The 19,750-nt window shown below is 63.5% G+C and carries 17 protein-coding genes and 1 pseudogene; 15 read left to right on the top strand and 3 right to left on the bottom strand.

Annotation, left to right across the window (positions count from 1 at the left end; translation table 11 throughout):
• The first annotated feature begins 211 nt into the window (after positions 1-211).
• The 12 genes from BGP02_RS16205 to cysM all read left to right on the top strand — a co-directional run bounded on the left by BGP02_RS16205 (position 212) and on the right by cysM (position 13,827).
• Positions 212-2,107 carry a sensor histidine kinase gene (locus tag BGP02_RS16205; RefSeq protein WP_017232091.1) on the top strand — a complete coding sequence of 632 codons (1,896 nt, stop codon included), beginning with the start codon at positions 212-214 and terminating at the stop codon, positions 2,105-2,107.
• Positions 2,104-3,444: a sigma-54-dependent transcriptional regulator gene (locus BGP02_RS16200; protein ID WP_017232090.1), complete on the top strand. Its 1,341-nt coding sequence runs from the start codon at positions 2,104-2,106 to the stop codon at positions 3,442-3,444. The genes BGP02_RS16205 and BGP02_RS16200 overlap by 4 nt, the downstream gene beginning before the upstream one ends.
• Before the next feature lie 506 nt (positions 3,445-3,950).
• Positions 3,951-4,646, top strand: coding sequence for a (d)CMP kinase (gene cmk, locus BGP02_RS16195; RefSeq protein WP_017232089.1), 696 nt, complete (start codon positions 3,951-3,953; stop codon positions 4,644-4,646).
• A gap of 114 nt (positions 4,647-4,760) precedes the next feature.
• Positions 4,761-6,464 (top strand): 30S ribosomal protein S1, encoded by a 1,704-nt coding sequence (gene rpsA / locus BGP02_RS16190; RefSeq protein WP_017232088.1) that lies wholly within the window; start codon positions 4,761-4,763, stop codon positions 6,462-6,464.
• Between the two features lie 12 nt (positions 6,465-6,476).
• Complete coding sequence (locus BGP02_RS16185; RefSeq protein ID WP_017232087.1) at positions 6,477-6,770, top strand: integration host factor subunit beta; 294 nt, start codon at positions 6,477-6,479, stop codon at positions 6,768-6,770.
• Positions 6,771-7,010: 240 nt separating this feature from the next.
• On the top strand, positions 7,011-7,304 hold the full coding sequence (locus tag BGP02_RS16180) for a LapA family protein (protein WP_017232086.1): 294 nt from the start codon (positions 7,011-7,013) through the stop codon (positions 7,302-7,304).
• A gap of 64 nt (positions 7,305-7,368) precedes the next feature.
• On the top strand, positions 7,369-8,544 hold the full coding sequence (lapB, locus tag BGP02_RS16175) for a lipopolysaccharide assembly protein LapB (protein WP_150563137.1): 1,176 nt from the start codon (positions 7,369-7,371) through the stop codon (positions 8,542-8,544).
• 21 nt (positions 8,545-8,565) lie between these two features.
• Complete coding sequence (locus BGP02_RS16170) at positions 8,566-9,939, top strand: UDP-glucose dehydrogenase family protein (protein WP_286798847.1); 1,374 nt, start codon at positions 8,566-8,568, stop codon at positions 9,937-9,939.
• A gap of 17 nt (positions 9,940-9,956) precedes the next feature.
• A complete protein-coding gene (rfaE1, locus tag BGP02_RS16165; RefSeq protein WP_130025201.1) occupies positions 9,957-10,946 on the top strand; it encodes a D-glycero-beta-D-manno-heptose-7-phosphate kinase in 990 nt (329 codons plus the stop codon).
• Positions 10,943-11,947 (top strand): ADP-glyceromanno-heptose 6-epimerase, encoded by a 1,005-nt coding sequence (gene rfaD, locus BGP02_RS16160; protein ID WP_261939035.1) that lies wholly within the window; start codon positions 10,943-10,945, stop codon positions 11,945-11,947. Before rfaE1 ends, rfaD begins: the two co-directional genes overlap by 4 nt.
• A gap of 175 nt (positions 11,948-12,122) precedes the next feature.
• Positions 12,123-12,806, top strand: coding sequence for a ComEA family DNA-binding protein (locus BGP02_RS16155; protein WP_261939034.1), 684 nt, complete (start codon positions 12,123-12,125; stop codon positions 12,804-12,806).
• Positions 12,807-12,924: 118 nt separating this feature from the next.
• Positions 12,925-13,827 (top strand): cysteine synthase CysM, encoded by a 903-nt coding sequence (gene cysM, locus BGP02_RS16150; RefSeq protein WP_017232004.1) that lies wholly within the window; start codon positions 12,925-12,927, stop codon positions 13,825-13,827.
• Positions 13,828-13,933: 106 nt separating this feature from the next.
• On the opposite strand, the gene mltB is transcribed toward cysM, so the two are convergent.
• Positions 13,934-15,163: a lytic murein transglycosylase B gene (mltB, locus tag BGP02_RS16145; RefSeq protein WP_261939033.1), complete on the bottom strand. Its 1,230-nt coding sequence runs from the start codon at positions 15,161-15,163 to the stop codon at positions 13,934-13,936.
• 430 nt (positions 15,164-15,593) lie between these two features.
• Here mltB and BGP02_RS16140 point away from each other — a divergent pair, with 430 nt between their 5' ends.
• Both BGP02_RS16140 and BGP02_RS16135 read left to right on the top strand, forming a co-directional pair.
• Positions 15,594-16,517: a histone deacetylase family protein gene (locus tag BGP02_RS16140; protein ID WP_017232007.1), complete on the top strand. Its 924-nt coding sequence runs from the start codon at positions 15,594-15,596 to the stop codon at positions 16,515-16,517.
• A gap of 60 nt (positions 16,518-16,577) precedes the next feature.
• Positions 16,578-17,402: an enoyl-CoA hydratase gene (locus BGP02_RS16135; protein ID WP_017232008.1), complete on the top strand. Its 825-nt coding sequence runs from the start codon at positions 16,578-16,580 to the stop codon at positions 17,400-17,402.
• A gap of 78 nt (positions 17,403-17,480) precedes the next feature.
• Here BGP02_RS16135 and BGP02_RS16130 read toward each other — a convergent pair whose 3' ends face one another.
• Positions 17,481-18,263, bottom strand: a complete 783-nt coding sequence (locus BGP02_RS16130) for a ferredoxin--NADP reductase (protein WP_017232009.1) — start codon at positions 18,261-18,263, stop codon at positions 17,481-17,483.
• A 122-nt stretch (positions 18,264-18,385) separates the two neighbouring features.
• Entirely contained in the window at positions 18,386-19,291 is a 906-nt protein-coding gene (locus tag BGP02_RS16125) for an alpha/beta hydrolase (protein WP_286798846.1), read from the bottom strand.
• A 369-nt stretch (positions 19,292-19,660) separates the two neighbouring features.
• On the opposite strand from BGP02_RS16125, the pseudogene BGP02_RS16120 reads away from it, so the two are divergent.
• Positions 19,661-19,750 (top strand): annotated as a pseudogene (locus BGP02_RS16120) (electron transfer flavoprotein subunit beta/FixA family protein); the annotation flags it as partial.

Below are 19,750 nucleotides of genomic sequence, written 5' to 3'. Positions count from 1 at the left end.
GTCGCGGACGCAGGACGCGGGCCTGATGAGGCCCCCTCCCGCCAGAGGATCGAGCGGAGCACGGGGATCGGGTACGCCGGACAAGCGCTTGTGCCGATGGTCGTCGGTCGCCGCACCGTTAGAATGATGGCTTCAGAGGAGACGGTGCGATGGGGCGGTGGGCAATGGACGTTCGCGGGCCCGCGGGGCGCGGGCTTGCGGGGAGGCGGTCGTGAAGTTCGTCAGCGCAACGTCGCGTCGCACGCGTGTTTTGCTCGCGCTCGTGGTCGCGTTCGCCTTGCTGACGGTGGTGGGCGCATGGGTGGCCTATCGTTACGCGGAGCAGGTGGAGATTCGCACGCTGCGAGACACCGCTGCGCACCGGCTCGACGGCTACGAGAACGCGCTGACGAGCGAGGTTCGACACTATAGCTATCTGCCGTCGCTCGCGAGCCTGAATGCCGACGTGCTCTCGATGCTGCGCCATCCGACCGATCGCGATCTGGTCGCGCGGGTCAATGCGTATCTGCAGACCGTCAATGCAGACGCGGGCTCCAGCGCGTTCTACGTGATGGACAAGCAAGGCAACACGCTCGCGGCGAGCAACTGGAACCAGCCGAAGACGTTCGTCGGGTCGAACTTTTCGTTCCGCCCGTACTTTATCGGCGCCATGCGAGACGGCCATGGCCGTTTCTACGGGCTGGGCACCGTGAGCAATGAGGCGGGCTATTTTCTGGCCGAACGGATCTATGACGACGCGCATCGCGTGCTTGGCGTCGTGACGCTCAAGGTCAATCTCGACCGGATCGAATCGGTCTGGCGACAGGGCGCCGAGCCCGTGCTCGCCGTCGATTCGCATGGCGTGATCATGCTGTCGTCGGTGCCGGGGCTCAAATACAGGACACTACGTCCGCTGTCGGCGGCCGCGCGCGCCGAGATCGTGAGTACGCACCAGTACGATGCGCCGGGGGCACTCATGCCCGCTGGCTTCACCATCGAGCGCACACTCGCACCCAATGCGTGGATCGAGTCGGTGGCGCGCGACAATCCGCTGGCCGCCAGCCTGCCGACCCCTCAGCCGTTTCCAACCGAATTCCTGGTCGTTACCCGTCCCGTATCGGGCACCGACTGGCACATTGTCGTGCTGTCGAATCTCGCGCCTGCGCGAGCGGTGGCGCGTGCATTGGCCCGATCGGCCGCGCTCGGGCTCGCATTCGTCGTCGTGCTGGCGCTGACGGTGTGGCAGCGACGGCGCATTGTCGCCCAACGGCTGGCACTGCGCGAGGCGCTGCAGCAACTGAACGAGGAGCTCGAGCGCAAGGTCGCGCGGCGCACTGCGGCGCTGAGCCGCGCGAACCGCAATCTGGAGCACGAGGTCGCGATGCACAGGGAAACCGAGGCGCAGCTCAAGGCGGCATTCGAGGAGCTTGTGCAGGCGGGCAAGATGGCGGCGCTCGGGCAGATGGCGGCGGGCGTCACCCACGAGCTCAATCAGCCGCTCGCGGCGCTACGCACGCTGTCGGACAACGCGCTGACATTCCTCGAACGGGGGCGGCCGAGTCACGCCGAGGCCAATCTTCGGATGATCGGCGAGTTGATAGAGCGAATGGGGCGGATCACGTCGCAACTGAAGCGCTTCGCCCGCAAGGCGCCGACGCAGCTCCAGCCTGTCGTTGCCGCCGAGGCGATCAATAACGCGTTGTTCCTCGTTGGACAGCGGCTGCGAAAGGAGCGGGTCGAGCTCATGTTCGACGCGCAATTGGCCGATGCCCGCGTGCTCGCCGATGCCAATCGGCTCGAGCAAGTGCTCGTGAACCTGTTCACGAACGCGCTCGACGCGATGGCCATCACCCCGGTGCGACGCCTTGAGGTGACGGTCGAGGCGGATGGCAATACGACCGTGATCCGGGTGCGCGATACCGGCATGGGGCTTTCCGAGGCTGTGCGCGCGCGGCTCTTCGAGCCGTTCTTCACGACGAAGGAGCAGGGCACGGGGCTGGGCCTCGGGTTGGCGATCTCCGAGGGCATCGTGCGTGAGTTCAGCGGTTCGCTGAAAGCCTCCGGCCGGCCGGAGGGCGGCGCCGAGTTCAGTATTTATCTACGTACGTACAGGGAGGGCAACCCGTGATCCCAGACAGCTTGCGCGTGCTGCTCGTGGAGGATGACGCGGCAGTGAGGCTCGGTACTGTCCAGGCGTTGCAGCTAGCGGACATCGAGGTCGACGCGTTTGGAAGCGCCGAGGAGGCGCTTGAGCACATCGACGGCGATTTTCCGGGTATTGTCGTCAGCGATGTGCGTCTGCCCGGCATGACGGGACTCGAACTGCTCGAACGCGTGAAGGCAATGAGCGCGTCGATGCCAGTCATTCTCGTGACCGGGCACGGCGACATCGCGATGGCGGTACAGGCCATGCGCCTCGGCGCTTACGACTTCGTTGAAAAGCCGTTCGCGTCGGAGCGGATCGTCGAGCTTGCGCGACGTGCGCTCGAGCACCGACGGCTTACGCTCGAACTGACGGCCGTGCGCAGGCAGCTCGAGAGTCGTGATCGTATCGATGCGAGGATCCTCGGGAATTCGCGACCCGTGGAGCATTTGCGCAAGCTGATCCTCGAACTGGCCAATACCGATGCGAACGTGCTGGTGTTCGGCGAGACGGGCACCGGCAAGGAACTGGTTGCGCGCTGCCTGCACGACTTCGGCCCGCGCCGCGACAAACCCTTTGCCGCGCTGAACTGCGCGGGCCTTCCCGAATCGCTATTCGAGAGCGAAGTGTTCGGCCATGAGGCTGGCTCGTTCACGGGGGCGTTGAAACGTCGCATCGGCAAGCTGGAATATGCGCAGGCCGGCACGCTCTTTCTCGACGAGATCGAGACGATGCAGATGGCACTTCAGGTCAAGTTCCTGCGTGTGCTTCAGGAGCGCCAGTTCGAGCGGATTGGCTCGAACGAACTGCTGCCGATGAATTGCCGGATCATTGCCGCGACGAAGGCGGATCTGCTCGAGCTCGCCCGCCAGCAGCGGTTTCGCGACGATCTCTACTATCGGCTTGGGGTGATCGTGCTCGAGATCCCCTCGCTACGGGAGCGTCGGGAAGACATTCCGCTGCTGTTCGAGCACTTTGTGCTGCGGGCGGCGGCGGCGTACGGTCGTCCGGTGCCGGAGATCGGCGCCGAGCGTCTGAATCGGCTGATGGCGCGCCCGTGGCCCGGAAACGTGCGCGAACTGTGCAACGTCGCCGAGCGCTTTACGCTCGGACTCGGGACCGGAGATCCGGACGACGGCCCGCAGGGGACGCCGCGCACGCTCGACGAGCAGATGAACCTGTTCGAGCGGCGTTTCATCGAAGAGGCGTTGCGCGCGTCCGGCGGACGCGCATCGCTCGCTTGCGAAAAGCTGGGCATTCCCCGAAAGACCTTGTACGACAAGATGCGGCGCCTCGGCATCGCGTCCGATGATTTCAAGTGAAATCAGGGCAAGGGAAGCGATCGGATCCATCGGCCGGTCGCGCCCCCTGCCGCCGCGAGACCGCGATTCCGGCGGCGCGTCAGTCGTGCGCGAGGCACGACGGCTATACTGGTCAGGTCAGCGTTGCTTGAGTTCGCTGCCGGTCGCCGAATCGATGGTCGCGATCCCCCATTGCCACCCTAACCCCGGGCAGTTTGAAGGCGGGACAACGTGCGGTAGCGAATTCGCATAGCGCCCCTCGTGGCCGCCGCGGCCCGGTGGTCGGGATCTATCTCACCCGTGCCCTTGAGCGCGCCCGGGCGCCCGATTCATCGGTGCGAGCCACGGGGCATGTCGCCCTCCCGTGCGTAGAGACCCCCATTCGGACTGGCTAAGGGATAATCGCGATCTTGCGCGGCGGCCGAGTTTTCGGGACGCGCCAATGGTGCCTGCGCAAAAATAGTAATCATTACTATTTGCGCACGAGATTTCATTTTTTGATGTTTTGAACACACAGAGACGAAGGGATGCCTGATTTCACGATGGTGGACGACTCGATTCCGGTCATTACGGTGGATGGCCCAACGGCATCCGGCAAAGGGACGGTGGCACACCGTGTGGCCGATGCATTGGGCTTTCACTATCTCGACAGTGGGGCGCTGTACCGGCTGACGGCGCTGGCGAGCGCCCGGCACGGGATCGATCCGGACGACGTCGGGGCGCTGACGGTGCTCGCAGAGACGCTCGATGTGCGGTTCAAGGAGCAGCGCATCTGGCTGGCCGGGGAGGACGTCACCGACGCGATACGCGCCGAGGCGATCGGCAACCGGGCATCGAGCATCGCCGTGCACAAGGCGGTCCGTCACGCGCTCGTGTCGCTTCAGCGGGCCTTCAAGACCGCGCCAGGCCTCGTTGCGGACGGTCGCGACATGGGCACGGTGATCTTCCCGGAGGCCGATCTGAAGGTGTTTTTGACGGCCACACCGCAGGCGCGCGCCGAGAGGCGTTATAAGCAATTGATAGAAAAAGGATTTTCTGCTAACATAGACAGTCTGATGCTGGATCTTGAGGCGCGCGATGCGCGGGATCGTACCCGTGCCGAAGCGCCCCTACGGCCAGCAGAGGGTGCGCGGGTACTCGACACGTCGGGGCTGAACGTCGATCAGGCGGTGGCCCAGGTGCTCGAATGGTTCGCGCAGGTGCAGTATCCGCAAGGCGCCTGACAGGGTGTTTCATGCAGTCACCCGTCGTGGCTTTGTCAACCTTTAACCCAACCGTTGTGCGTGATCGTCAACCCCCCCTTCGGGTGACGGACGTCAGCGGCGTAATCCACATTTATGTCCGACCTGCAAACCTCGACTAACGAATCATTCGCGGCACTCTTCGAAGAGTCGCTCTCCCGTCAAGACATGCGTGCTGGTGAAGTCATCAGCGCAGAAGTCGTTCGGGTTGACCACAACTTTGTGGTCGTCAACGCCGGGCTCAAGTCCGAAGCGTACATCCCTATCGAAGAATTCCTGAATGATCAGGGCGAGGTCGAAGTTCAGGCCGGCGATTTTGTTTCCGTGGCGATCGACGCCCTGGAAAACGGCTACGGCGACACCGTGCTGTCGCGCGACAAGGCCAAGCGTCTGGCCTCGTGGCTGCAACTGGAAAAGGCCCTCGAATCGGGCGAGCTCGTGACCGGCACGATTACCGGCAAGGTCAAGGGCGGCCTGACCGTCATGGTCAACGGCATCCGCGCATTCCTGCCGGGCTCGCTGGTGGACACGCGTCCGGTCAAGGACACGACCCCGTACGAAGGCAAGACCCTCGAATTCCGTGTGATCAAGCTCGATCGCAAGCGCAACAACGTTGTGCTCTCGCGTCGTGCCGTGATCGAAGCCACCCAGGGTGAAGAGCGCGCCAAGCTGCTCGAGACGCTCAAGGAAGGCGCGATCGTCAAGGGCGTGGTCAAGAACATCACCGACTACGGCGCATTCGTCGACCTCGGCGGTATCGACGGCCTGCTGCACATCACCGACATCGCCTGGCGTCGTGTGCGTCACCCGAGCGAAGTGCTGTCGGTTGGCCAGGAAGTCACCGCCAAGATCCTCAAGTTCGATCAAGAGAAGGGCCGTGTCTCGCTGGGCGTCAAGCAACTCGGCGACGATCCGTGGGAAGGCATTGCTCGCCGCTACCCGCAAGGCACCCGCCTGTTCGGCAAGGTCACCAACATTACCGACTACGGCGCATTCGTCGAAGTGGAATCGGGCATCGAAGGCCTGGTTCACGTGTCGGAAATGGACTGGACCAACAAGAACGTTGCACCGACCAAGGTTGTCCAGCTGGGCGACGAAGTCGAAGTCATGGTGCTCGAGATCGACGAAGACCGTCGTCGTATCAGCCTGGGCATGAAGCAGTGCAAGGCGAACCCGTGGGACGACTTCTCGCGCAACTTCAAGAAGGGCGACAAGATCAAGGGCGGCATCAAGTCGATCACCGACTTCGGCGTGTTCATTGGTCTGCCGGGCGGCATCGATGGCCTGGTTCACCTGTCGGACCTGTCGTGGAGCGAAACCGGCGAAGACGCCGTGCGCAAGTACAAGAAGGGCGACGAAGTCGAAGCCGTGGTTCTGGGCATCGACGTCGAGAAGGAACGCATCTCGTTGGGCATCAAGCAGCTCGAAGGCGATCCGTTCAACTCGTTCGTGGCCATTCACGACAAGGGCTCGATCGTTGACGGTACCATCAAGGCGGTCGACCCGAAGGGTGCCGTCGTGTCGCTGGGTGAAGACGTCGAAGGTTACCTGCGCGCTTCGGAAATTTCGCACGACCGTGTGGAAGATGCCCGCAACGTGCTCAAGGAAGGTGAAGCGGTCAATGCAATGATCGTCAACATCGATCGCAAGTCGCGCAACATCAACCTGTCGATCAAGGCGAAGGATTCGGCTGAACAGCAAGAAGCGATCAGCAAGATGTCGTCGGATAGCTCGGCAGCGAGCGGCACCACGAATCTGGGTGCCCTGCTCAAAGCCAAGCTGGACAGCCAGAATCAGTAAGGTCCAAGGCCTATGACCAAGTCTGAATTGGTCAACCAGTTGGCGGCGCGGTTTCCCCAGTTGGTGCTCAAGGATGCCGATTTCGCGGTGAAGACCATTCTCGATGCGATGGCAGACGCGCTTGCGCGCGGTCATCGAATCGAGATCCGCGGTTTCGGTAGCTTCGGGCTCAACCGTCGGCCACCGCGTGTCGGCCGCAATCCGAAGTCGGGTGAGAAAGTGATGGTGCCGGAGAAATTCGTGCCGCACTTCAAGCCCGGCAAGGAGTTGCGAGAGCGGGTTGATCACAAGGCGTCGGACCAATAAGGCCCTTTGGGATCTACTACGCGAGAAAAGCGCCTTCGGGCGCTTTTTTTGCATTTGGCGGCAAGACGTGCGGGCCACTGACGCCAACGTGAAGCTTGCTGCAGTAACGGCGCCTGACGGAGCACATCCGGTACAATACGGCCACGTGCCGGCCCGGGTGCGTCGGCGGCATCGACGCCGTGGCCCGTGGCCGCTCAAGTCGCAAAACATACGGCAACCCTGCCGCAGGAGCCTTTCGGCATGAAGCTGATTGTTTGGATCGTTCGTCTCATCGTGTTTGTGGTGTTGCTGTGTCTCGCGCTCGCCAACACGGGCGAAGTCACGTTGAACCTTTTCCTGGGGCATACGTGGACGGCACCGCTCATCATGATCGGCCTGGCGTTTTTCGTGGTCGGTGGCGTCATCGGCGTGCTCGCGACATTGCCGAGCCTGATGCGTCAGCGCCTGGAGCTACGCCGCACGCGGCGCGATCTGGCCCGTGCACAACGCGACCCCGAGGCGGGGGATCAACCGCCGATGCTACCGCCGGTCTAATTCGGGCGACACGGCGCGCGACGCTCGCCCTCTTCATCGACTGTTTCAACGACAACACGCATTCATGGAATTCGAGGTCTGGTGGCTATTGGCCATCCCCGTGATTTTTGGCTGCGGCTGGGTGGCCGCACGCCTGGATCTGCGCAGCTTGCTCTCCGAGAGCCGTAATCTGCCGGCGTCCTACTTTCGCGGTCTGAACTTCCTGCTCAACGAGCAGCCCGACAAGGCGATCGATGCCTTCATCGAAGTCGCCAAGCTTGATCCCGAGACCACCGAGCTGCACTTCGCGCTGGGTAGTCTGTTCCGTCGTCGCGGCGAGACGGAGCGCGCCATTCGTGTGCACCAGAACCTGCTCTCGCGCCATGACCTGCCGTCAGCCGATCATGAGCACGCGCTCTACGAACTCGGCCACGATTTTCTCAAGGCGGGGTTGCTAGACCGTGCCGAAGAGGCGTTCGGCCGACTGCACACTGGGGCTTATGCCAAGGCAGCGCAACATGCAAAGCTCACGATCTATCAGATCGAGAAGGAATGGCATAAGGCGCTGACCGAGGCCGAGGCGCTGAGTGACCTCGACCCTGCCGTGTCGTACCGCAAGGAGATCGCGCAGTTCCACTGCGAGCTGGCGCAGGAAGCGCTGCAACGCAAGGACGCCGACGCCGTTACGCAAGCGCTGGACGCTGCGCTCGCGGTCAATCCCGCCAACGTGCGTGCGCCGCTGCTGCGCGGCGACATGCTGCTCGCTGCGGGCGACGCCGAAGGCGCGTTGCGCGTGCTTCGCACCATCGAGCAGCAGAATCCGGTGTACCTCGGCCTGGCGGCCAAGCGCCTGATGCGGGCGTATGAGGCATTGGGCCGGGCGAAAGAAGGGCTCGCCGTGCTGAGCGATGCGCTGCGCAAGAATCCGTCTGACGATCTGCTGGAGATCGTCTATGAGCAGTCGATTGCCCTCGAAGGCCCGGAAGCGGCGCTCAAGCTCATGCGCGAACAGATGCACCGCGCGCCGAGCGCGCCCGGCATGGTGCGCCTGCTCGAAGCCCATGCCGCCACGGCGCACGGCGACACGCAGTCGGACCTGCAGCTCATGGGCAAGCTCATCACGCAGCGTACCAAGTCGTTGCCCCGGTATGTCTGCGACCAGTGCGGCTTCCGCGCGCGATTGTTTTATTGGCAATGCCCCGGCTGTAACGGCTGGGAGACCTATACGCCGCGACGTGTCGACGTGCCGGCGGCCTCCTAATTACTCTTAGTTCGCGCAATCATGAAAGTCACTATCATCGGCTCCGGATACGTCGGCCTCGTCACTGGGGCGTGCCTGGCGGACGTCGGCAACGACGTGTTCTGCCTCGACGTCGATCCGCGCAAGATCGAAATCCTGAACAACGGCGGCGTGCCGATTCACGAACCCGGCCTGCAGGAAGTCATCGCGCGCAATCGCGCCGCTGGCCGCCTTCAATTTTCGACCGATGTCGAAGCCTCGGTCGCCCATGGCGACGTTCAGTTCATCGCGGTGGGCACGCCCCCGGACGAAGATGGCTCGGCCGACCTTCAATATGTCGTGGCCGCGGCGCGCAACATCGGCCGCTACGCCAAGAGCTTCAAGGTCATCGTCGATAAATCGACCGTGCCGGTCGGTACGGCCGACAAGGTGCGTGCTGCGGTGGCTGACGAACTCGGCAAGCGTGGCGAAAACGTGTCGTTCTCCGTCGTTTCGAACCCCGAATTCCTGAAGGAAGGGGCGGCCGTTGACGATTTCATGCGCCCGGATCGTATCGTGATCGGTGTGGACGACGACGCCGACGGCCAACAGGCGCGCGCGATGATGAAGCGCCTGTATTCGCCGTTCAACCGCAACCACGAGCGCACCCTGTACATGGACGTGCGCTCGGCGGAATTTACCAAGTACGCGGCAAATGCCATGCTCGCCACGCGTATCTCGTTCATGAACGAGATGGCCAATCTGGCCGATCGCGTCGGCGTGGATATCGAAGACGTGCGCAAGGGCATTGGCTCGGACCCGCGTATCGGCTACCACTTCCTGTACTCCGGCTGCGGCTACGGTGGCTCGTGCTTCCCGAAGGACGTCCAGGCGCTCGTGCGCACCGCCGAGGACTATGGCCTGCCGTTGCGAATTCTTAACGCAGTGGAAGCCGTCAATGAAACGCAAAAGGCCGTGCTGATCGACAAGATTGTCAACCGCCTCGGCGACGATCTGTCGGACAAGACGTTCGCGTTGTGGGGGCTGGCGTTCAAGCCGAATACCGACGACATGCGCGAAGCCCCGAGCCGCCGCGTCATCGCCGAGCTGGTGCGTCGTGGCGCCCGGGTGCGCGCTTACGATCCGGTGGCGCTCGACGAAGCGCGCCGCGTGGTCGCGCTCGACTTCGCAGACGATGCCGAGGCGCACGCCCGCATCGATTTCTGTGCGACGCAGAACGACACGCTGACGGGCGCCGACGCGCTCGTCATCGTCACGGAATGGAAAGCGTTCCGCAGCCCGGACTTCGCGCGCGTGAGGGCGGCGCTTTCGCTGCCGCTGATTTTCGACGGCCGGAATCTGTACGAACCGGACGCTATGAAGGAGCTGGGCATCGAGTACCACGGCATCGGCCGTGGGGTGCACGAGTCGGCCTGAGTTACGAGGAACGACAGATGACTTTGACGGCAACTTCGCTCACGCGCACGGTGCAGGCACCCGGCGTGCCAACCGTGCCTCGCGCGGCGTTTAGCCGCGCGCGCGTGCTGATCGTCGGCGACGTGATGCTCGATCGCTACTGGTTCGGCGACGTCAATCGCATTTCCCCGGAAGCGCCGGTGCCGGTGGTGCACGTCAAGCGCAACGAAGAGCGGCTGGGCGGTGCGGCGAACGTGGCGCTCAACGCCGCGTCGCTGGGGGCGCAGGCCGGGCTGCTTTGCGTGCTGGGGGAAGACGAACCGGGCGAGCGCGTCGTCGACCTGCTCGACGAGAGCGGTGTGACGGCCTTTGTGACCCGCGACGCCGATCTGGCGACGACGATCAAGCTGCGCATCGTGTCGCGTCAGCAGCAATTGCTGCGCATCGATTTCGAGAACCAGCCGGCCCGGGAAGTGCTGCTGGCGGTGCTTGATCAGTATCGTCAACTGCTCGACAGCTACGACGTCGTGCTGCTCTCGGATTACGCCAAGGGCGGCCTGACGCATGTGCAGCCGATGATCGAAGCGGCGCGCGCCGCAGGCAAAATGGTACTCGTGGACCCGAAGGGCAGTGATTACGAGCGATATCGCGGCGCCAGCATCCTGACGCCGAACCGCTCTGAATTGCAGCAAGTCGTGGGCGAATGGCGCTCGGAAGACGACCTGACAGCCCGCGCGCAGACGCTGCGTGAGTCGCTTGATCTCGAGGCGCTGTTGCTCACGCGTTCGGAAGAAGGCATGACGCTCTTCACCGCGAGCGGCGCGCTGCACGTGCCGGCGCAGGCACGCGAAGTGTATGATGTTTCAGGCGCGGGCGACACTGTGATCGCAACGCTCGCCGCATCGCTTTCTGCGGGTCTGCCGCTCGCGCAGGCCGTTGTGCTCGCCAATCGCGCGGGCAGTATTGTCGTCGGCAAGCTGGGTACGGCGACTGTGGACTACACCGAACTCTTTTCCGAACTGACATGACCATCATCGTGACCGGTGCCGCGGGATTCATTGGCGCCAACCTCGTCAAAGCCCTCAACGAGCGCGGCGAAACCAACATCGTGGCAGTCGACAACCTCACGCGCGCCGACAAGTTCCGCAACCTGGTCGACTGTGAGATCAGCGATTACCTCGACAAGACCGACTTCGTCGCGCGCTTCCAGCGTCGTGAATTCGGCCGTGTGCGCGCGATTTTCCACGAAGGCGCCTGCTCCGACACCATGGAGACCGACGGCCGCTACATGATGGAGAACAACTTCCGTTATACGCGTGCGTTGTTCGAAGCGTGCCAGGCGCAGACCGTGCCGTTCCTCTACGCCTCGTCTGCGGCGACGTACGGTGCGTCGGAAACGTTTGTGGAAGCACGGGAATTCGAGAAACCGCTCAACGTCTACGGTTACTCGAAGTTTCTGTTCGACCAGATCGTGCGTCGGGCGATGCGCGAGGCCGGCGGCAAGCTTCCGAGTCAGGTGGCCGGTTTTCGCTACTTCAACGTCTATGGCGCGCGTGAGGCGCACAAGGGGCGTATGGCCTCGGTCGCGTTCCACAACTTCAACGAATTCCGCGCCAATGGTCGGGTGAAGCTCTTCGGTGAATACAACGGCTACGCTGCCGGTACGCAAAGCCGCGACTTTGTGTCGGTGGAAGACGTGGTGAAGGTGAACCTGCACTTTTTCGACCATCCTGAGCGAAGCGGCATCTTCAACCTCGGCACGGGCCGTGCCCAGCCGTTCAACGATATCGCCGTTGCCGTGATCAACACGCTTCGCGCCGAAGCGGGGGAGTCGGCGCTGTCGCTCGACGAACTGGTCAAGCAGGGACTCGTGGAGTACATCCCGTTCCCCGACGCGCTGCGCGGCAAGTACCAATGCTTTACGCAGGCGAACATTGATCATCTTCGTCAATCGGGTGGTTATCAGCAGCCTTTCTACACGGTGGGTGAGGGCGTCTCGCGGTACGTGCGCTGGTTGCTCGCGCAGTAAATGGCGAGTCACAGCGCAAGACGGACGGGGAGCCCACTGGCTCCCCGTTTTGTTTGATGTTGTGGGCGTGCGATGTCATCCGTAGCCGTTCCTGGACGTTAAGCCATAATCGGGGTGTCGAGGATGTCCACGATATCCGCGATATCGGCCCGAGTGACTTCATAAGGAACAGATCATGCTTCGCAAGTTCTTGCTGGCGGTTGTTGCCTTTTTCACCCTGTGCGGCCTGGCCATGGCTGCCGTCGACATCAATACCGCCGACCAGGCGCAGCTCGAATCGCTCAAGGGCATTGGGCCGGTCAAATCCAAAGCCATCGTCGACGAGCGTAACGCCCACGGCCCTTACAAGGATGCGGCGGACGTTGCCAAACGCGTCAAGGGGCTGGGCGCCAAGTCCGTGACCACGCTTCAGTCCGAAGGCATGACGATCAACGGGCAGGGTGGGGCCGCGGCGCCTGCGGCACCGGCCAAACCGATGCCGCCTGCCGCGCAAACGCCTGTGGCACCTGCGACGACCGCCAAGCCCATGACGCCGGCGGCGCCTGTCCCATCGACGACGACTCAAAAGACGCCTGTGCCGACGCCTGCCGCCGGTTCGACGATGAAGCCTGCGGCGCCAGGTGCGGCGACTATGTCGGCCAAGCGCTCGACGCCGGCTCCGGTGGCGGCATCGGCCGCAGGCGCATCGGACGCGAAGGCGACCCGGTCGAAGAAGTCGAAGGATGCCAAGGCGGCCAAGGCGGGCGCGGCCCCTGCCGCGGCATCGGCGCCGGCGGCCGCGCCCGCCGCAGCCCCGGCAAAGCCCTCCAAATCCAAGAAGGCCAAGGCTCCGTCGGCGGCTAGCGCACCGAAGCTCTGACGCCCCGACGGGCGGCCGGGCATCGCCATTGCGATGTCCGGCCGAAATCCCTCCCCTGAGCGCGGACATGGCCGGTGGATTAGAATGTTCCGATTCCCGACCGAAACAGCTTAGCGCAATGGCCTACAAGACTATCGAAGACACCATCGGCAATACGCCGCTGGTACAACTGATGCGTTTGCCCGACGACGAAATCCGTCGCCGCAACAACGTGATTCTCGGCAAGCTCGAGGGCAACAACCCGGCGGGGTCGGTGAAAGACCGTCCGGCGCTGTCGATGATCAAGCACGCCGAATTGCGCGGCCGCATCAAGCCCGGCGATACGCTGATTGAAGCCACGTCCGGCAATACCGGCATTGCGCTGGCGATGGCTGCGGCCGTTCGCGGCTACAAGATGGTCCTCGTCATGCCGGAAGATCTCTCCATCGAGCGCCGTCAGAGCATGGGTGCGTATGGCGCTGAGATCATCCTGACACCAGTCAAGGGGGGCATGGAATACGCCCGCGATCTCGCCGAGCAGATGCAGCGCGACGGACGCGGCATCATCCTCGACCAGTTCGCCAACCCGGACAACCCGCTCGCGCACTACGAGAGCACCGGTCCGGAGATCTGGCGCGATACCGAAGGGCGCGTCACCCACTTTGTCTCCGCAATGGGTACGACGGGCACGATCATGGGCGTATCGCAGTATCTGAAAGAGCAGAGCGACGCGGTGCAGATCATCGGCGCCGAACCCGCCGAAGGCTCGCGCATCCCGGGCATTCGAAAGTGGCCGGAAGCCTACCTGCCGAAGATCTTCGATCGGGCACGTGTGGATCGCACCATCCCCGTGACGCAGGCGGAAGCGGAAATCATGGCGCGCCGTCTTGCGGCGGAAGAGGGAATTTTCTGCGGGATCTCAGCTGCGGGCGCCTGCCAGATTGCATTGAATCTGGCGCATGAAGTCGAGAATGCCACGATCGTGTTCGTGGTGTGCGATCGCGGCGATCGTTATTTGTCGACCGGGGTGTTCCCGGCGTAATGCGCCGCGGTGCCGGTCACGCGCACGTGACGGGATGCCTCGCATCATGAACAACGGGACCCAGTGGGTCCCGTTTTGCATGGCGAGTGCGGCTCGGCATCCTGTCTTACGGAGCGCGCGCTGCCTTGATCGCGTCGGCAAGATCGTACACCGACATCGCGTAGAAGAAGCTACGGTTGTAACGCGTGAGCACGTAGAAGTTCGTCAGACCCATGCGGTATTCGGTGGCTTGTCCCGGCGTAGGCAGATCGACGATGAGCACCGGCGTGTCGAGCGATGCCCCGACATCGAGCCGCGGCTCGTTCATCAGCATGCCTGCCTTGATGAAGTCGCCGAGCTTCCAATGCGGCTCAGGTTGCCCGTCTGCCCCGGCTTCGGCCAACCCCTGACTGCCGCGATCCCCGGCGATATTCCAGACGACCGGTTGTTTCGCCTGCCAGCCGTGCTGCTTGAGAAAATTGGCGACGCTGCCGATGGCGTCGGCCACATCGTTCGTGAGGTTGATCTTGCCGTCGCCGGTGTAATCGACGGCGTAGTTGCGGATCGATGACGGCATGAACTGCGGAATGCCGATGGCGCCCGCGTACGAACCGTAGATGCCGAACGGATCGACCCCGCGCTCGCGCGCGTAGAGCAACAGGTTTTCCAGCTCGTTGCGAAACAGCGCCATGCGCTCCGACCGGTTGCGGGCGGGCGGATAGTCGAACGCCAGCGTGGTGAGCGCATCGATGGTGCGGAAGTTGCCCATGTTGCGCCCGTAAATGGTCTCGACGCCGATGATCGCGACGATGATCTCCTCGGGCACCCCATATTGTTTCGCCGCGCGCGCGAGTGCCGCCGCATTCTGGTTCCAGAAACGCACGCCGCCGTTGATGCGCGTGTTATCGAGAAAATTCCGCTCGTACCGTGTCCAGTTCTTCTGGCCGGGCGTGGCGGGCGGTGCCGCCAGACGCGCCGCCGTCTGCGAGAACACCACGCGCGAGAAGACATTTTGCAGCTCGGCGCGATCGAATCCGTCGCGCGCCACGAGGTCGTTGATGAACGCGTCGACCTCGGGGTTCGCCGCATAGCGTTGCGGTACGACCTCTTCCTCGAATTCCGCCTTTGCGATCGGCTTGGCGCGTGTTTGCGCGTGCACGCCGGCAGACGTCAGCGCGAACGTGCCGACGCAAAGCGCCACGCCGAACGCCTGCGCGAGCCGCAACAGTGGCGAGAGGGAGGGGGTGTCGGCACGTTTGCGCAGGGCAGCCGCGCGAGGGCGGTCAGTGTCCGGTCGATGGGGCGGGCGCGTGTGCGCCGGCGAGAGCGAATCGTACATCCGTACCGGTGATGTCATGCTGTCTGTCAGGCCTGTATGAAGTCCGAAGGCAACGCAGCCACCTTGGCCGCCGTCGCGTTAGTCGCGTTGACGCGTTCGTCAGGGCGTGCGTCAGTGATCCGAGACGCGCCGATAACGAGAGCATCAACCATTCATGCCGGTTCCCGCCGTCCCGAAATTCAGGTGAACGGCCCTTGCCGGCTGACACGGGTCTGCTGGGAGACTGCTTGGCAGTATAACCGAGTGCACCTGTGATACCTTAAGGCCTGAGCACTGTCCGTGACAGGACTCATGGGGGATGCCGGCCATCGGCAAGCGAGCGCCAGTGTAGTGCGGCATCGCATGCCACGCGCTCCGCCCGGCCGCTACCGGACGCGAGGCGCACGGCACGGCGGGCGTCCCCCACCCGTCCCACCATAACGATTCGAAGCGATAGGCGACACACCGAATGGCTACCGGGTTTTATACGCACCCCGATTGCATCCGTCACGAAATGGGCGAGTGGCATCCGGAATGTCCCGAACGGCTGCGTGCCATCGAGGACCAATTGATCGCAGGACGCATCGACGGCCTGCTCGAGCGCCGTGAAGCCCCAGCCGCCGACGAGGCCAGCCTGCGGCTCGTGCACACGCAGGATCACATCGACTTCATTCGCGACAACATCCCCGAGTCCGGCTATTTCCCGATCGATCCCGACACGTTGCTCAACCCGTACTCGTGGCGTGCGGCCACGCGTGCGGCCGGTGCGGCGATTGCGGCGACCGATGCCGTGCTGCGCGGCGAGCTCGACAACGCGTTTTGCAGCGTTCGCCCGCCGGGCCATCACGCCACGCCTACGCGCGCCATGGGTTTTTGTCTGTTCAATAACGTGGCGATCGCTGCGGCGCACGCGCTCGAAGTGCACGGACTCTCGCGGGTGGCGATCGTCGACTTCGACGTGCATCACGGCAACGGCACGGAAGCCGCGTTCGGCAACGATGAACGCGTGCTGATGTGCGGCATTTTTCAGCACCCTTTCTACCCGTTTTCGGGCGCGGTCGATCCGGCACCGAACATGCTCAACATTCCGATCGCCGCGCGTACCTCGGGCATGCAGGTCCGTGAGGCGATCGACTACGGCTGGCTGGGTCAACTCGACGCGTTCCGTCCGGAGATGATCTTCTTCTCGGCGGGCTTCGACGCGCACCGCGAAGATGACCTCGGCAATCTCGGTCTGACCGAGGCGGACTTCGCGTGGATCACCGAACGCGTGAAAGCGGTGGCGGATCGTCATGCGAAGGGGCGCATTGTGAGCTGCCTGGAGGGCGGCTACAACCTTTCGGCGCTCGGACGCAGTGTCGTGGCGCACCTGAAAGTGCTCGCCGACGTTTGATAATTCGCGCTTGACGACTGTGCGATGCCGCGCGAAACGACGCGGTACGGGAGAGAGACCATGACCGCATCCGAAGCGACGACAGCGACGCCTGAGCCGCTTGTTCTCGTCACACGAGGTGAAGGCGAGCTGGCCGGTGTGGTCACGCTGACGCTGAATCGCCCGCGTCAATTCAACGCCCTCTCGATAGCGATGCTCGACGCGCTGCAACGTGCGCTCGACGACACGCAGCGCGATGCCAGCGCGCGCGTGGTTGTGCTGGCGGCCGCCGGTCCGGCGTTCTGTGCCGGACACGATCTCAAGGAAATGCGCGCCGAACCGTCGCTCGACAGCTACCGCGCGCTGTTCAATCAATGCACGCGTGTGATGCTGACGATGCAGCGCATGCCGCAGCCGGTCATTGCCCGCGTGCATGGCATTGCAACGGCGGCGGGATGTCAACTGGTTGCGATGTGCGATTTGGCGGTGGCGACGTCGGCGGCGCGCTTCGCTGTCTCCGGCATCAACGTCGGCCTTTTCTGCGCGACGCCGGGTGTGGCCCTCTCGCGCAATCTCTCGCGCAAGCAGGCGATGGAGATGCTGCTCACGGGCGATTTCATCGACGCGCAGACGGCCCGCGAGCGCGGTCTCGTCAATCGTGTGGTGGCAATGGAGCGGCTTGACGCGGAAGTGGCGGCGCTATGCCGTTCGATCCTGGCGAAGCCCGCCGCGGCGGTGGCAGCGGGCAAGGGGTTGTTCTACCGGCAGGTCGAGACCGGCATCGAGGCCGCTTATCAGATGGCGGGGCAGACGATGGCCTGCAACATGATGGACGACTGTGCGCTGGAAGGGGTGCAAGCGTTCATCGAGAAGCGCGCCCCCGACTGGGCGAAGCGGCCCGACTGACGAGGACGGCGCCCCGAAGCGCCCGATGCGTTTTGGGCGCCGAACGTGCTTATCGAATCGTTTTGCGGTTCTCGCGCCTTACCACTGCTTTTCCAGCACGAGCGGCCCGGGCATCGCCGTACGGCTTACGGCGTATCCCTTGTCGGTGAACCAGGCGCGCAGCGCCTTGATCATGTCCGGATTACCGCAAACCATGATGCGCGACGTGGCCGGGTCGAGCGTCGCCCCCATCGCCTTCTCCAGCTCGCCTGACGCCAGCAGCGACGTCACACGTCCGTTCAGCGCGCCTGGCGTTTGCTCGCGCGTCACGCACGCGGCGTAATGCAGTTTATCGACCAGCGACGGATCGACGTCGGGGTGCGAGAAATGCTTCAGCTCGTCGTAATAAGCGAGGTCGTGCGCCCATCGCACACTGTGCACGACGAAGAGGCGTTTGAAGCGGTGCCATACCGCGGGGTCGCGCAGGATCGACACAAAGGGTGCCAGGCCAGTACCGGTGGCGAGCAGCCAGAGGTCTTCGCCGCCGGTGAATCGGTCGAGCGTCAGGAAGCCATAGGCGATGTGATCGACGAAGAGCGTGTCGCCGACCTTGAGTTGCGCCAGACGGGGCGTAAGTTTCCCCTCGGGAATCGTAATCAGGTAGAACTCCAATGTATCTTCATTGGGCGAGTTTACCAATGAATAGGGGCGCCAGATCATCTCGCCGCTTTCGCTGTCGTCGTCGGGAAGTCCGAGCCGCACGAACTGTCCCGCTGTAAATTGCAGGCCGGGCGGTCGCGTGGTCTTGATACTGAAGATCGTCGGCGTCCAGAAATGCATGCCGGTGACCGTTTGCGGCGAGTATTTCGTCTGCGCTTGCATGCCGGAGGCTCCTCGCAGTTCCACACGTCTTCAGTGTAGCGCGCAGCAGGGCGGCACGTGACGAGACCCTGCTCGCGTGCGGGGTTCCGGGCGTGCGTCGAGTGCCTGGCCGACGCCATTGCTCAGACGCTATCGTGTGCCCCGACGGTCGGTTGCGTCGGCTGCGCCGCTGGCGTGTCGGGCAGGTGTTGCATCAGCCACTGTGTCAGTTCGTCGATGACCTTTTCGCGATCGAGATCGTTGAGCGTTTCGTGAAAGTGCCCGGGATAGAGGCGCAGTGTCTTGTCCTGCGAGCCCGCGTTGCCGTGGAATTGCTCGCTTGCCCATGGGGCGGTGAGCCGGTCGGCGGTGCCGTGGAAGACGTACAGCGGCAGACGTAGCGCGTCGGCGTTGGCGTGAATGCGCGCCATCGCGTCGAGCAGCTCGGCGGCGGTGCGCGCCGGCGTGCCGCGATAGGCGTTGAGTGAATCTTGCTTCGCGGCGGCCACCACGGCCTTGTCGCGCGCGATCATGGCAGGATCGATCTTGAAGACGGGCACCTTGGGCAGCCAGCGCGACACCCAGCGCCCGGCTTTCACCATCCATGGGGCGACGGGCTCACCGGGCGCGAGCGCCGGGCTGCTCAGCATCAGCGCGCGCACGTTCGCCGGTGCCCGGGTGATGGTGTACAAGGCTGCGATGGCGCCCCCCATGCTGTGGCCGAGCAGGAACAACGGTGCCGGACCGAACTGGGTGCGCACGTGCGTGAGGAAGATTTCAGTGTCGTCGAGGTACTCGTCGAAATGCTTCACAAAGACGCGCGCGCCGCCCGAGCGGCCGTGCCCGCGAAGGTCGTAAGTGACGGTGGCGAGGCCTTGCGCGGCGAAGTGCTCCGCCAGGCGTGCGTAACGCCCGCCGTGCTCGCCCATCCCGTGGATGATGGCCACCACCGCGCGCAAGCGCGCCCCCCCGGTATCGGGCGTCCAGCAATGGACGTGCAGTGAAAGGCCGTCGCTCGCGTGCAGGCGCGATTCGGAATACGTAGTCATGTCTCCTCCTGACGCGTTGGCCGAGTGGCCGTCACGCGTGCGATGGCACAGCGATTATCGGGTGCGCCATTCGATCATAGGCGCCTGAGCGACGGGGTGATTTCTCTAGAGGAAATGCACCACACGGGGACTGGCTGCCCGTCGAGATTTCCATAAAAATAGCACGATCGTTCGGGGTAGATCGGTTGCGTGACAGCGCGTACCGGTCGCGTTATGGCGTCGCTGACTTGCGGATTGTGCATTTGCGGCAATTCAGACGGGCATCACGAATTAACGCCACAAAATGCATTGAATCGACAACAAATGCGTCATTCGCTGTGTGGTTATAATGACAGCGGATTGACGTTAACGTAACTTTGGAGCGAGTTCATGAAGATCCTGGTACCGGTCAAACGGGTAGTGGATTACAACGTAAAAGTTCGCGTGAAGAGCGACGGCAGTGGCGTCGACATCGCGAAC

Source organism: Pandoraea sp. 64-18, from assembly GCF_001899225.1.
GTDB lineage: Bacteria > Pseudomonadota > Gammaproteobacteria > Burkholderiales > Burkholderiaceae > Pandoraea > Pandoraea cepalis.
This window is presented reverse-complemented; position numbering and strand designations above follow the sequence as displayed.